Annotated in this window: 13 protein-coding genes and 1 riboswitch; of the genes, 7 read left to right on the top strand and 6 right to left on the bottom strand. The window is 70.2% G+C overall.

The features are described 5' to 3' along the window. Positions 1–210 precede the first annotated feature (210 nt). Positions 211–828, top strand: a complete 618-nt coding sequence (locus DWB77_RS34330) for a phosphatase PAP2 family protein (RefSeq protein WP_120726280.1) — start codon at positions 211–213, stop codon at positions 826–828. 99 nt (positions 829–927) lie between these two features. Next, positions 928–1,608 carry a hypothetical protein gene (locus DWB77_RS34335; RefSeq protein ID WP_120726282.1) on the top strand — a complete coding sequence of 227 codons (681 nt, stop codon included), beginning with the start codon at positions 928–930 and terminating at the stop codon, positions 1,606–1,608. A gap of 154 nt (positions 1,609–1,762) precedes the next feature. Here the strand turns inward: DWB77_RS34335 and DWB77_RS34340 are convergent, their stop codons facing one another. Continuing rightward, a complete protein-coding gene (locus tag DWB77_RS34340; protein WP_246033731.1) occupies positions 1,763–2,677 on the bottom strand; it encodes a carbohydrate kinase family protein in 915 nt (304 codons plus the stop codon). A gap of 474 nt (positions 2,678–3,151) precedes the next feature. Then, a riboswitch (cyclic di-AMP (ydaO/yuaA leader) is annotated at positions 3,152–3,335 on the top strand. Positions 3,336–3,337: 2 nt separating this feature from the next. Between DWB77_RS34340 and DWB77_RS34345 the strand changes: the two genes are divergently transcribed. The 4 genes from DWB77_RS34345 to DWB77_RS34360 all read left to right on the top strand — a co-directional run bounded on the left by DWB77_RS34345 (position 3,338) and on the right by DWB77_RS34360 (position 6,201). Continuing rightward, positions 3,338–4,114 carry a LysM peptidoglycan-binding domain-containing protein gene (locus DWB77_RS34345; protein ID WP_120726284.1) on the top strand — a complete coding sequence of 259 codons (777 nt, stop codon included), beginning with the start codon at positions 3,338–3,340 and terminating at the stop codon, positions 4,112–4,114. A 251-nt stretch (positions 4,115–4,365) separates the two neighbouring features. Next, a protein-coding gene (locus tag DWB77_RS34350; protein WP_246033784.1) for an IS5 family transposase occupies positions 4,366–5,174 on the top strand; the annotation gives its coding sequence in 2 pieces (ribosomal slippage) (positions 4,366–4,714 and positions 4,714–5,174; 810 coding nt in all). Between the two features lie 102 nt (positions 5,175–5,276). Next, entirely contained in the window at positions 5,277–5,714 is a 438-nt protein-coding gene (locus DWB77_RS34355) for an STAS domain-containing protein (RefSeq protein ID WP_246033732.1), read from the top strand. A gap of 37 nt (positions 5,715–5,751) precedes the next feature. Beyond that, on the top strand, positions 5,752–6,201 hold the full coding sequence (locus DWB77_RS34360) for a nucleoside deaminase (RefSeq protein WP_120726286.1): 450 nt from the start codon (positions 5,752–5,754) through the stop codon (positions 6,199–6,201). Between the two features lie 9 nt (positions 6,202–6,210). Here the strand turns inward: DWB77_RS34360 and DWB77_RS34365 are convergent, their stop codons facing one another. Further along, entirely contained in the window at positions 6,211–6,915 is a 705-nt protein-coding gene (locus DWB77_RS34365; protein ID WP_120726288.1) for an HAD family hydrolase, read from the bottom strand. 180 nt (positions 6,916–7,095) lie between these two features. On the opposite strand from DWB77_RS34365, the gene DWB77_RS34370 reads away from it, so the two are divergent. After that, a complete protein-coding gene (locus tag DWB77_RS34370; RefSeq protein WP_120726290.1) occupies positions 7,096–8,706 on the top strand; it encodes an adenosine deaminase in 1,611 nt (536 codons plus the stop codon). 7 nt (positions 8,707–8,713) lie between these two features. Here DWB77_RS34370 and DWB77_RS34375 read toward each other — a convergent pair whose 3' ends face one another. From DWB77_RS34375 to DWB77_RS34390, 4 genes are all read right to left on the bottom strand, one after another. Then, positions 8,714–10,834: a glycoside hydrolase gene (locus DWB77_RS34375; RefSeq protein WP_246033733.1), complete on the bottom strand. Its 2,121-nt coding sequence runs from the start codon at positions 10,832–10,834 to the stop codon at positions 8,714–8,716. Between the two features lie 158 nt (positions 10,835–10,992). Beyond that, positions 10,993–11,616 carry a hypothetical protein gene (locus DWB77_RS34380; RefSeq protein ID WP_120726293.1) on the bottom strand — a complete coding sequence of 208 codons (624 nt, stop codon included), beginning with the start codon at positions 11,614–11,616 and terminating at the stop codon, positions 10,993–10,995. Next, positions 11,603–12,853 (bottom strand): hypothetical protein, encoded by a 1,251-nt coding sequence (locus DWB77_RS34385; protein WP_120726295.1) that lies wholly within the window; start codon positions 12,851–12,853, stop codon positions 11,603–11,605. The genes DWB77_RS34380 and DWB77_RS34385 overlap by 14 nt, the downstream gene beginning before the upstream one ends. After that, positions 12,850–13,587, bottom strand: coding sequence for an ATP-binding cassette domain-containing protein (locus tag DWB77_RS34390; RefSeq protein WP_246033734.1), 738 nt, complete (start codon positions 13,585–13,587; stop codon positions 12,850–12,852). Before DWB77_RS34390 ends, DWB77_RS34385 begins: the two co-directional genes overlap by 4 nt. Between the last annotated feature and the right edge of the window lie 108 nt (positions 13,588–13,695).

The following is a 13,695-nucleotide window of genomic DNA, read 5'->3' on the forward strand; positions in this document are numbered from 1 at the left end:
CCGCTCCCCCCGAACCCGGCTGAAACGGGCAGGGAGCGCGACCATCCGGCAGTCGCCCGCGCGCAACCGATCGCGGCGCTTTTACGTCTACGTGCCTGTAGACGTTAGTGTTCCGTCCATCCGCACGACCACCGCACGGCCCCTCCACGCCGTGCCCCGTTGTCCAGGGCGCCGCCCGCACCGCCTCGACCCACCGGAGAGCCCCACCCCATGACCAGCCCCACGCCCACACCTCAGGCCCTGGACGGTGCGTCCATCGACGGCGGCCTGTATGGCGACATCACCGACTTCGCCCGGCACACCCACTGGCTGAACGGGCCGGTGTCCGCCTACACCAGCTACGGCATCGCCCTGTTCGCGGTGTTCATGCTCGCCGGCTGGTGGATCGCCCGGCGCAAGGACGCCTCGGTGATGGCGGCGGCGCTGGCCGCTCCGATCGCGATGGTGCTCGCGTACGGGGTGAACGACGCGGTCAAATCGGTGTTCACGGAGGTGCGGCCCTGTCGTGCGCTCCCGCACGACTTCCTGATCGAGAAGTGCCCGCCGCTTGACGACTACGCCTTCCCCAGCAACCACACCACGGTCGCGGCGGCCGCCGCCGTCGCCCTGTTCCTGGTAGACCGCCGGCTCGGCGCGATCGCCGCGATCGCCGCACTCCTGATGGGCGCCTCCCGCGTGTACGTCGGCGCGCACTACCCCCACGACGTGCTGGTCGCCTTCGTGACCGGGGCCGTGGTGGCGTTCGCCGTGACGTGGTCCGCACGGCGGTACGGGGGCCCGCTCGTCGAGCGTCTGCGCGCAGGCGCCCTGAAGCCGCTGCTCGCCTGAGAGCCGACGCCCCCACAGGGGGCAGCGCGGGCGGCGATTTCCGCATCTCGGGGCGCGGCCCTGTGTCCAGGCCGGGCACGAACGCCTAGGCTCGGCCGGGTGCTGCGAATCGTCGATGAACTCGCCGGCCCCGGCCCCCTGCGCGTCCACGCGCACGCCCCCGCCGACAACGACCCCGGGACCGCGCTGCGGGTGCTCCTGACCGCTGACGTGCTGGCGCGCGTCGTCGAGATGCGCGGCAGGGCGGTGCTCATCGGATGGACCGGACCGAAGACCGAGGCGGCCGCCGCGATCCGCCCGCCCGACGCCGAGGGCGAACCGGCCCGAATCGCACAGGAGTTGGGCGGCCCGCCCGGCGTCCAGCTCACCAGCGGTATGTACGAGGGCGCGGGCGTCGCCTGCCTTCAGATCGGACGGGCGGCCCTGCCCCCGCTCCAGGGCCTCGACCCGTTGGCGGTACGTCTGGTGCTGCTCAGCCACCCGTATGAGGAACCGGTCTCCATCACGGCCGAGGAGATCGCCGAAGCAGGCCACGCGCTGGCCCGCTGGCGGCGAGCCGTGGCGGCCTGGGCCGAACACCCCTCGAAGCCGATCCCCGCCGACCTCAAGTCGACGGCCCGCACCGCCCTGGACCACCGGCTCGACACCTCAGCCGTTCTGCGTCTGCTGCACGCTCTGGCGACGGCCGACGATGTCCCCGAGGGCGCCAAGTTCGAGACCGTCGCCCACCTCGATCGCGTCCTGGGCCTCGAACTCGTCCGCGAGGTCGGCCTGGTGTGAAGCCGCCCAAAGGGCGTTTCCGGCACGGCGGTTGAGGACGAAGAAGTGCGCCCCGGGCCGAGCACGACGAAATGCTCTCGAATTCCTTGAGCGTTCATGACGCCCCCATGACCCATGACCCATGCCTCATGACGGATGGTGAATTGCCACTGCGTCAGGCTATTTGATGCGCCGCCAAAAGCCTTTCCAGTGAAATGGGGTCGGTGGCCGCCGGTGCCGTGCAGGCGTGGGCGCCCGCGATCGCGCCGAGTCGGCCGCACTCCAGGGCGCCCCGGCCGGCGAGTTTGCCGTACAGGAATCCGCTGACATAGGCGTCCCCCGCGCCGTTGGTGTCCACGACGGGCGCAGGCGGTGCGACCGCCGGGATGTGGTGCGGGGTGGCGCCGCCGTCCCGGGTGAGGACGGTGGATCCGCTCGCCCCGGCCGTGGCCACCACCGTGGAGGCCCGGCCCTCGCGAAGGATCGCGCGCATCAGCTGGGGGGTGTGGTCACCCGCGCCCGCCGCGCTGAGGAACACGAGGTCGGCGCGGAGGGCGAACTCCCGGTGGTGGTCGGCCAGTCCGTCCCAGTCGTGCAGATCGACGGAGACGGGGACGCCGAGCTCCTCGATGTCGTCGAACAGGTAGCGCGCGAAGTTCATGATGGACAGGTGGACATGGCGGGACCGTCGCAGCCGCGGCAGGTAGAAGTCCCGGGGCATCCGCAGGTCGTCCGGGTCGCGGGCGTCGTAGAAGGACATCCTCCGGCCGTCGGCGTCCACCAGGTTCACCGCACGCCGGGTGCCCGCCGGGGAGATCAGCGGGGAGAAGTCGACATCGCCCGCCGCGAGGAGTTCACGTACCCGGGCGCCGATCCAGTCGTCCCCGATGCAGTCGATCAGGCCGACCGCCAGACCGAGCGCCCGGGCGCCCAGAGCCACGTTCGCCCCCGTGTGGCCCGGCCACTCCTCGATCGGGCCGACCTGCACGGAGTCGGCGAGCGGGACCGGCAGCGAATCGACGCGTACGACCGTGTCCACCCCCGTTCCCCCGACCACCAGGACGTCGTACTGCGCGCTGTCTCGGTTCACCGTTCCGCCTCACTGTCGTCCGCCCCGCCGCGCGAGGCGCCCCAGGAGCATGATCCCGGGCGACGACGTAAGGGGCGCGTGTGTGGCCGCCGCCCTGGGGGAGCAGGCGAGGCGCGCGGAGGGGGCGGTTTGGGTGGCTTGAGGCATCCGAGAAAGTCCTGAGTGTCCTAATTCGGGTGCTATGAGCGGCAATACTCCTGCCGGGAAAATGTCCACATTGGGGCTATTGGGTGAACCTCGTCTCTTTTGTGGACTGCCCTGCCGGTTGCGCGATGAGCGAGTGAATTGGGTCACGTGCGGGCGGATGCGGACCCGGCGCCGAGTGGGGTCATTTCCGTTCCGGCGAAAGCGAGTTGAGGGTTCGGGCGGCGGCTTCTCGGGTGGCCGAATTCGAGTTGATCTATATCCGGCATCACCGGCAATGAATTCTGGCCTTGTTTCCACTCGGCCTATTCGTTTACGTTCACCGTCAATCCGGAAGGAACGCCGAATCCTGCCGCCGTCCGGAGCCTCCCACACACGTACGGCAGGAGCGGGGGACCCAGGAAAGCCGCCGGTCCGGATTCCGGATCGGCTGGGGTGAAGCCGCGTGCGCCGCGGCCGGACATCTCCCGTCCGAACCCGACAGCTCACCTCGTAGGCGACGGAGAGGAAAGCACCATGCCTGCAAAGGGCAAGCACCGCCGCCCCAAGTCCAGCTCGTTCTCCCGCGGCATCGCCGCCGCGGGTACCGGAGGCGCCGTACTGGCCCTCCCGGTGATCGGCGCCACCACGGCCGCCGCCGCCCCGGCGACGGTCCACTCCGCCCCGGCGACCGTCCACTCCGCCCCGGCGGTCAAGCCGGTCGCGGCCGTGAAGGCGGGCCCCACGAGCTACGCGGTCGCCGCCGGTGACTCGCTGGCCAAGATCGCCGACGCCCTCGACGTGAGCGGCGGCTGGAAGAAGCTGTACGAGGTCAACCGGAGCGTCATCGGCTCCGACCCCGCGCTGATCCACCCCGGCCTCAAGCTCAACCTCGGCGGCGCCGCGGCGAGCACCGCCCGGGACGCCGCGGCCGGCCGCGCCGACCGCTCCACCCGGACGACGACCCTCGCCCCCGCCGCCACGAGCTCGTACGCGAACAACCTGGACGGCTGGATCAAGCAGTCCCTCGACATCATGGCGCAGCACGGCATCCCCGGCACGTACAACGGCATCTACCGCAACATCATGCGCGAGTCCTCGGGCAACCCGATGGCGATCAACAACTGGGACTCCAACGCCGTGGCCGGAACGCCCTCCAAGGGCCTCCTCCAGGTCATCCAGCCCACGTTCCTCGCCTTCCACGTGCCGGGTACGCCCATGGACCTCTACGACCCGGTCGCCAACATCACCGCCGCCTGCAACTACGCGGCCAAGACCTACGGCTCGATCGACAACGTCTTCGGCGCCTACTGACGGTCCCCGGACCGGGCGCTCTCGGAGGTGGGGAGAGAGCGCCCGGCCACCCGGTCGGTGTCCCACCGGCCCCAACGGGACGTGGAGCGGGCTCGATTGGCCCCCCGAGTGCCCGTGCGCTGCCCTCGAACCGAGGGCAGCGCAAATTTCGTTCACCCCGCGGGGTGAACAAACTCCAGGCTGCACGTTTCTGCATACGCGGCTGTTCCTAAGAAGCCATCTCATTTGGGCGACTCGGTATTCTGTGAGTCATGGTGGGGATCGTTGAGCGTCTGGTGCCGGACGAGTTGTGGGAGTTGTTCCAGCGGGTGGTGCCGGAGGCGCCGTCGAGGCCGCAGGGCGGTGGTCGGCGTCGGCACGGGGACCGGGAGGTGCTGGCCGCGATTGTCTTCGTGGCCACGTCGGGTTGTACCTGGCAGCAGCTGCCTTCGGCGTCGTTCGGGCCGTCCGGAGCGACCGCCCACCGGCGGTTCTCGGAGTGGTCGAAGGCCAGAGTGTGGGCCAAGCTCCACCGCCTGGTCCTCGACGAACTCGGCGCCCGCGGCGAACTGGACTGGTCTAGGTGCGCGATCGACTCGGTGAACATGCGGGCCCTGAAAAGGGGGACCTGACGGGTCCGAATCCTGTCGACCGGGGCAAGTACGGCTCGAAGATCCACCTGATCACCGAACGGTCCGGTCTGCCCATATCCGTCGGAATCTCCGGGGCCAACCTGCACGACAGTCAGGCCCTGATCCCGCTCGTGAAGGGCATCCCGCCGATCCGCTCGCGCCGCGGCCCGCGCCGCCGCAAGCCCAGCAAACTCCACGCCGACAAGGGCTACGACTACGCCCACCTGCGGCAATGGTTACGCGAACGCGGCATCACCCACCGCATCGCCCGCAAGGGAGTCGAGTCCTCGCAACGGCTGGGCCGCCACCGCTGGACCGTGGAACGCACCATGGCCTGGCTCGCCGGCTGCCGACGACTCCACCGCCGCTACGAACGCAAGGCCGACCACTTCCTCGCCTTCACCAGCATCGCCTGCACCCTCATCTGCTACCGCCGACTCGCCAAATGAGATGACTTCTAAGGTGGTAGTGCGTCACCCCGGACCACGGTGACTGCCCGACTACCGAGAACCCCCGCGCCCGTGGGGGTCAGTTCTGGACCGGGAGCTGCCATGGGAATCACCGCTCGGCCATCCGTCTCGGCGCCCCTGCCCCTCCCGCCGGGGCTGCTGCCGGACCGGTGCTGCAACGCCCGCACGTATCTGATGCACGGGTTCACCGTCGTGGAGGTCCACGGCGCCGTCGATGTGGCGACCGCCCCGGGGGTGCAGCTGCATCTCGACGCGGCCACCCAGCCGGCCGGCGCCCGCGTGATCGTCGACCTGCGCACCGTGGACTTCTTCGACTGCGCCGTCCTCACCCTGCTGTGCCGGGCCCACCGCAGGGTCCGCGAGCGAGAGGGCCACCTCGGTGTGGTCTGTGTACGGCCCTGGCACCGGCGCATCCTCACCGCCGGCCGCCTCGACGTGTTCCTCCAGTCGGCCCGAACGGTCGAGGAGGCCGCCCTGTCGGCGCCACGCGGCCCCGCATCCGGGGGCAACAAGTCGTAGAACGTCGCTGGTTGCCGGTGGGCGTATCGTCGCGCGCATGGAACACCGACTGGCCAGGCAGTGGCTCGCGACCGCCGTCGAGGAGGCCCGGGCGGGCCGCGCTCAGGGCGGCATCCCGATCGGCGCGGCACTCTACGGCGCGGACGGCACGCTCCTCGGGCGCGGCCACAATCTGCGCGTACAGGAGGACGATCCGTCGCTGCACGCCGAGACGGCGGCCTTCCGGGCGGCGGGGCGCCAGCGGTCCTATCGCGACACGACCATGGTGACCACGCTGTCCCCGTGCTGGTATTGCAGCGGCCTGGTGCGGCAGTTCGGGATCGCGCGGGTCGTCGTGGGTGAGGACGAGACGTTCCGGGGCGGCCATGAGTGGCTGGCCGCCCACGGGGTGGAGATCGTGGTGCTCGACGACCCCGAGTGCGTGGCCATGATGAGGGAGTTCATCGCGGCCGAGCCCGCCCTGTGGAACGAGGACATCGGACAGTGAGACACCTCGTCAACTCGCGCTGGAACCAAGCCGGTTGAGGTGGTCGGCGAGAGCGCTCAGGTGCGGGACCGTCACGATGTCGGAGGGCAGCGCGGCCGGCCTGGGCCGTGAGGTGACGAGTACCGCGGACATGCCGCACAGGTGCGGGCCGAGCGCGTCGGTCTCCGGGTTGTCCCCGACGAACAGCACCTGATCGGGCGGGCAGCCCGCCGCCCGGGTCACGGCGACGTAGAAGCGCGGGTCGGGCTTGCGGACGCCCAGGGTGCTGGAGAGCACGAGGGCGTCGAAGCAGTCCCCGATACCCGCGTCCCGCAGGGTCCGTAGGCGTACCGCCGCGGGGCGGTCCGTGTTGGCGGCCAGTACGCAGACCAGGCCCCGCGCGTGCAACTGGCGTACCGCCCTGGCGGCCACCGGGTCCACGCGTGCGTCGGGCACCGCGGTGAACACCGCCTCCGTCGCGAGTCGCAGGCTGGGCACGAGGGCCCCGCACTCCTCGGCGGTGCGGCGCAGCCGGGTGGCGAACGTGCTGCGCACGCCGCGGTCGGCCCGGCGCAGGTGCTGGGTGACGGTGTCGAACCGGGCCGCGAACTCCCGGGGCACCACCGTCCCCGGCAGCCGTCGCAGGACGTCCGCCACCAACGCGCCGTCGGGGGCCGGGCCGTGGCCCGCCAGGGTGCCGACGAAATCGAGCGCGAGTACGCGCGGGTGTGCCAAGGGGCCGCCCCCTTTCCGGGTTCGATGATCACCCTAGTGAGAGACCTCGTGGATATCCGGTTGACGTTCCGTGTCCGAGCGGCGAACGAGTCCACGAACTCGGCCCGGGGAGGGTCGCAACGGATGGGTCGGGCCGTCCGATGATGTGATGCGGGAGTGGACGAGGAGAGGAAACACCCCATGCGGAAGTGGTACGGAACGCGGTGGTCGGTGCTTGCCGGCGCCACGGCGCTGGCAGTGGCCGTCGGGATGCTGCCCGCTGCCGCCGCGCCATCGACCGACCCGAACGGTACCGACCCTCAACTGATCGCGACGGAAGGCTACTTGGGGCGCGTCGCGCATACGCCGAGTGAGCTCCGGCGCTTCCTGGAAGAGATGCCCAAGGGCGGCGATCTGCACCACCACCTGGGAGGAGCGGTGCGCGCCGAGTCGCTCATCGGGTACGCGGCGCGGGACGGCAAGTGCGTGGACACCACGATCCATGTCGTCACTCCCGGCCCGCCGCCCTGCGCCGCCGGACAGCGCCCGGCAACCGACGCCCTGCCGTCGGGACCGTTCCGGCGCGACGTCATCGCGGCCTGGTCGATGCGCGGCTTCGTGCTGCCGCCCGACGGGGATCCCCAACCCGGACACGACCACTTCTTCGACACGTTCGAAAAGTTCGGGGAAGCCGCCACCGGACACGACGCGGACATGCTCGCCGAGGTGGCGCGGGACTCGGCGAAGGAGCACAGCGGCTATCTGGAGACGCTGGTCACCCCCGAGGTCGGGCCCCTCAACCAGCTCGCGGACCGCATCCTGCCGAACGACCCCGGCCCCGACGACCTCGCCGCGTTCCACGCCACCCTGGTCGGGGACCGGCGGTTCCAGGCGCTGGTGCGGCAGGCGGCCGACCACACCGACCGCGCCGTCCGCGACTCGCGCAAGCTGCTGGGCTGCGACACCGGGACCGCGCCGGAGGCCTGCCGGGTCGCGATCCGCTTCGACTACCAGGTATTGCGGGCCCTGGACTCCCGCCATGTCTTCGCCCAGCAGATCCTCGGCTTCGAGCTGGTACGCCGCCACCTCGGCCGCTTCGTCGGCGTGAACATGGTGCAGCCGGAGGACGCGCCCGTCGCGCTGCGCGACTACACGCTGCACATGCGGATGGTCGACTTCCTCAAGTCCCGTTCCCCCGGCGTGCGGGTCAGCCTGCACGCGGGGGAGCTCGTCGAGGGGCTCAAGGGCGTCCACACGCGCGACCTGACCTTCCACATCAACGAGGCGGTGGACGTGGCCCGTGCCGATCGCATCGGGCACGGCGTCGACCTCGCACACGAGCGGGATCCCCGAGCGCTGACCGCGCGGATGCGTCAACGGCACGTCCTCGTCGAGGCGCCGCTGATCAGCAACGCAGAAATCCTCCGCGTCAGCGGCGACCGGCACCCGCTGCGCACCTATCTGAACGCCGGCGTCCCGGTCGCGCTCGCCACCGACGACCCGGGCGTCAGCCGCAGCGACCTGACAGCCGTCTTCCAACAGGCCTTCATCGACCAGGAGTTGACCGTCGCCAATCTGCGCACTCTCACCCGTGCCTCGCTCGACCACGCCTTCATCGAGGGCGCCGACCTGTGGAAGGAGCAGGACCGGTACGACGCGTTCGCCAAGCCGTGCGCCCACGACGTACCCGACCCGCACCGAGCGCCCAGCGCCGCCTGCCGCACCCTGCTGAACGTCAGCCCCAAGGCAGCGGCCCAATGGCAACTGGAAGTGGACTGGAGGGAGTTCGAGAACCGCTACGCCCGCCGCTGAGCGGGCGTTACGCGATCACATCGGCCGGGCACAACCGGCGCGGCGCGCCGCCCTTGAGGACCGCGTCCACACAGCCGCCCGGGAGGCCTTGATGAGCGGCGGTGCCGAAGTTGGCGGTGACCGTCAGCGTGCCGCCTCCGAAGACGGTGCGCTGCACGGCGCGGTCGGCCGTCAGCCACGCGAAGGACGTCAACTCCTCGGTGCCCGCAGCCTCGTGCAGCGGAGCGAAGTATGTCTGGAGCGCCGCCAGTTCGCGCAGGTTCTGCTCGCCGCGCCGATCCGTGTCGCTGAGGACGAAGTTGAGCGGGGTGTTGTAGAGCATGGCCAGGAGCGCCCGGGTCGGCTTCTGCTCGGGGAGCTTGCCGAACGGCAGCTCCCAGCGCTCCACGTTGATCAGTGAGCCGTGCAGCGCGGTCTCGTACAGCGGCACCCGGTAGGCGGGGTCGTACATGGCCTTGAGGGCATCGGCGACCGCCCTCCGGTGTGCCGGTTGGAAGTCGCTCACGCGAACCGGCTTGAAGAACGTGTCGGGGGCCGCCGCCGGGAGGTAGCCGCCCCAGGCCGTGTCGTCCTTGGGCTGGTCGGGGGCGCTGTCGAAGTGCCCGGTCTCCATCGGCCAGAGCCGGCCGTCGACCGGGGTGCCGGAACCGTGGTCGAAGGCGAGGACCCGGTTGGCCCAGGACCCGGCGGACTCCGAGCCCAGCACCAGCGGCGTAGGCCTGGCGCCGTCGAAGGTGCCGTCGCTCAGGCGTCCCATGCGGGCCAGCCGGTTCGCCCGGTCCTGGGCCATGGTCATGGGGTGCCCGGCGTCGTGATCACGGAAGAGCTCGCCCGCCGCGTCCACGTCCAGGAAGTAGCTGTCCGCGCCGTTGGCGACGAGCGAGCGGGTGCGGTCGGCGAGGTAGTGCCGCTGCGGCTCGGCCTGCTCGAAGGCGGCTGAGCTGAGGTAGCAGCCCTGCTGGTGGAAGCCGGGCTGTGGGGTGCCGTCGGCCCGGCGCACGCAGAACGCGGGGTGGACGCCGTCGGGCCAGACCGCGTTCGGGGGAGTGTCGGGACCCTTGTCGCGCCCGTTGGCGAACGAGTCGTACGGGCCGACCAGATAACCGGCCCGCGCGGCCGCCGCCACGCTCGCTGGCGACATGGGGTCGTCGTCGGCGTCGTACCCCAGCCAAAGGCGGGAAATCCCGGCCGACTTGAGGCGTTCCACACCGGCCGCCGTACGGTCACCGCCCCACGCGTAGGCGTGGAACGCGCCGAGCAGCCGGCCCGTCCGCGGGTTCTTCCGGATCTTGTCGCGCAGGCTGCCGAGCTGCCCGTGTTCGGCCAGCCAGTGCCGGTAGTCGATGGCGGGCGCGACGGGGGAGCCGTCGGTGAGGGCGAAGGCGACGGTGTAGGCGCGGGTCGCGTTGCCACCGGAGAAGGAGTGCCGGGCGGTGGCGTGCAGTCGTCCGCCGTGCGAAGCGTAGGCCAGGGAGGTGTCGATGTCGGTGGGCGTGAGGTAGCTGACACCCCGCCCGGTACCGAGGGTGTATCCCCACACGGGGAGCGTGAGTTGGGACGCCATGTCCTCGTCGGAGCCCGCGAGTTGGCCGTGCGGCCCGTTCCAGAAGGGGTCCGCCACCGGGAGTGACAGGCCTTCGCCGCGCGGGAGTTGGAGGGCCGTGGACGCGGGGTCGGCGCCCGTGACCGGCCAGGCGATGGTCGTGTCCCGGTCGGCGGTGAGGCTGACGAGCAGCCTGCCGTGCTCCGCGCGCGCCTCGGCCCGCAGGCCCCGCCCGGGGTAGGACCACCGGACGGTCTGCCCCGACACCGTCACATGCCCCGGCCTGCCCGGGGCGTTCGCGGCGGGGTCGGACAGGCGCAGGGTGTGTCCGTCGCCGGTGCGGGCGTCGATGCGCAGGGTGGTCGGGTCGACGATGGCGGTACCCCCGGCGACGGCCACCTCCACGCGCCCGTCGCGCAGCCGTACCCCCGCGGTCCCGGCGGGATTGGCTGCCGCGGCCGGGGCGAGGGCGGTCACCAGGGCGGTGGTGAGGGCGAGGGTGAGAAGGGTGCGGTGGATGCGGGGGGTGGGGGATGGGGCCTGGCGCGTGGAGAGTTGGAGGCCTGTGTTGGTGTCCATGTCCATGGCGCAGTGGTAACGAAGAGTTGTAAGAGAGCCCTAAGAAATGTGCGCCTAAGGGGCTAAGGGGCTAAGGGGATTCGGGGGATCCGCCACGTCAGGCTGAACCGCCTCCATGCGGGTCGGCGGGTCGGCGGGTCGGCGGTGCGCGGGGCCGAGGGTACTCAGCCGGTCCGGACCCTGAAGCGCCGGTCGCGGAAGAAGCTCACGACGCCGATCGTCGACACGAGGACGGCGATTCCCCAGGATTGCGGGTCGTACGGTGACCGGCCCGCCCAGTCCCAGGGCAGGTGGTGGCCTGCCGTGTCCTGGGCGAGATACGTCATGGGAAAGACGCTGCACGCGGGCAGTATCCATGACAGCCCCCAGCCGAACAGGCGTCCCGAAACCAGAGCTATGCCCACGTCGCCGAGCATGGCCCGGAGGTGCTGAGCGGCCGGCGCATGTCCAGCGATGCCGAAGATCGCGGCGGAGGCGGCCAAGGCCAGCAGACAGGCCGCCAGCAGATGTCGGGTTCTGTAGTGCTGGAAGCCGATCGCGCCCGCTTCTTCGAATGAGCCCATACGACTGCTGAAGCTCTGCCCGACCAGTACGGCAATGACCAGGGCCACTTCGTGTTCGAGCGGGAAGCTCGACGATCCGCCGGGCCGGATCGAGGGGAAGGCGACGGGCCGGGTGCCGAGAGTGACGTCCGCCAGGAGAGCGAGGGCGAAGAGCGCCGCGGACGAACGGATGGCATGCGCGCGCAGATACAGCGCGGTCGTTGTCAGGGCGCTAGCAGAGCGCATCGCGAACCACGGCCCACTGCGACAACGCCCATGCGTTTTGGCGCTCGGCCGGAAGGCCGAGGACTCTTTCCACCGCCGCCATATCGACCCCCGGCGGCTCGCCATGCATTCCGGCCGGCCGGACTCCACCGTAGATCCGCATGGCCAGCCACATGGTGACGTTGCCGGAAGCGACCATGGCGGGCTCGGGCAAGGTGCTCGACGGGGTGCAGTCGTGCGGTCGCGTGTGACTCAGAATGGCACCCGCCATCGATTCCGCGGGATCCCACATCGACCCTTCAAGGACATAGAAAGAGGTGACGCTCATTTTCTCCCGGGTCAGGCCCTGTTCAGTGAACAGCGGTGGACTGACGAAGGGAGCCGGTAGCGCCGCCGCGCGATCCGCCATCGCCGTGGCAGTGCCGAGATACTTCGAGTCCTCCGACCAGAAGCAGAGCTTCGGCACGGTCTTCGTGCACACTTGACGCGCTTCCGCCGGATTTCGCACGCCCTGTACCGGGCCTGCCACCAGGAGGAGTCCCAGAACGGGAAGCATGGCAGCCAGGAACACGCCTCCAGGGCGAAAGGCGCGGGCCGCGCGATGCGTATAGGAGTAGTGCAGCGCCAGGCCGCCTGCGCCCATGATCACCAGGACGCAGGCGAAACGGGCCAACAGCGGAAGGGTCCCCACGCGCAGAAAGGGCGCACCCGACGTCGTGAAGAGACCCAGCGCGTTCTGATCGCCCAGCCACGTCACGCACGCCAGGCATAGCAGCCCCGCGATCGCGGAACCCCCATAAGGGGCTGAAATGATTCGACCGATGGCATGGCCGATGGCTGCGAAAGAAACCACCAGTGCGAGCCCGAGCGCTATATAGCTGGGCCAGAGGAACCCGGAGCCGTGCACCCCGAGCTCCGACGCCGTAGCCGCAGCGAGACACCCGGCAAGGTAGACGCCGACCACGTAGCACAAGGTCGAGGCCAGCTGCACGAGGTTCGGCAGCCAGATCGCTCTGGCCGCCCCCAGCAGGAGATCATCGGCACCTCGCCTCCGGGAGCGCCCCGAAGCCCAGGCGCTCGCGGCCGCCGCGGCGGGCCCGAAATAGAAGGCGGGGATCTGTGCCTGAACGCTCGTCTGTGGCCATTCCCCCATCCAATAGCGGCTGCGGCCGAATATCGCGAGAAGATCGACGGCCAGGAGTACGGGAAGCCACCACCGCAAGGGGGAGCGTCTGATCTCTGTCATGAAGATCCTCATACGAGGTGCTCCATCCCGGGCTTGAGGAGTCCTAGGTATCCGCGTTCGAGCTGGGTTTCGCCTGGCGACCGCCCAGGGGCGAAGGCGCACAACTCGCCCTGCGTACCGCGGAATCGGATGCACCCCTCGGCCATCACGGCGATCTCGGAGCAGATCGAGGCAACATCCTCGATGAGATGCGTGCTCACGACGACCGCGGTGTCCCCGAGGCCCCTCATCAACTCCCTGAATTCCACACGCTGCGCCGGATCCAGCCCCGCCGTCGGTTCATCCATGATGACCAGCCTGGGTGCTCCGACCATGGCCGCGGCTATACCGGCCCGTCGGAGCATGCCGCCGGAGAGCGCGCCCATCTTCTCGTTCGCGCGGCCCATGAGGCCGACCCGCTCGATCGCGTCAGCCGTGTCCTTCGGCCTGCGTCCGGCGGGTGTGTCGCGAAGCCAGGCGCAGTATTCGACGAATTCGCTGACTGTGAAGCCGGGATAGTAACCGAAGTCCTGCGGCAGGAATCCGATGTTCCGGCGCGCCTCACGAGCGGCACGCGGTGAATCGATGACCTCACCGAGGATCTCGATCCTCCCTTTTCGCGGCGGCAACACCGTTGCCAGGCTTCGCAGAAGCGTGGTCTTGCCCGCGCCGTTCGGCCCAAGGAGTCCCAGAACGCCGGCCTCGATCTCGATCGTGAGCCCTGCTATGACCGGATTCTTGGAGTACCCCTGAACCAGATCGGTCACTCGCGCCACCACATCGGATGCTGCTTCCCGAGCGGAATCCATGGTTTCCCCCTCACGGTTCGGACGATGACGATGGATGCGCCAGGCCCGGGGCGCCACCGCCCCGGG

The organism is Streptomyces hundungensis, assembly GCF_003627815.1.
In the GTDB taxonomy this organism is placed as follows: Bacteria; Actinomycetota; Actinomycetes; order Streptomycetales; family Streptomycetaceae; genus Streptomyces; species Streptomyces hundungensis_A.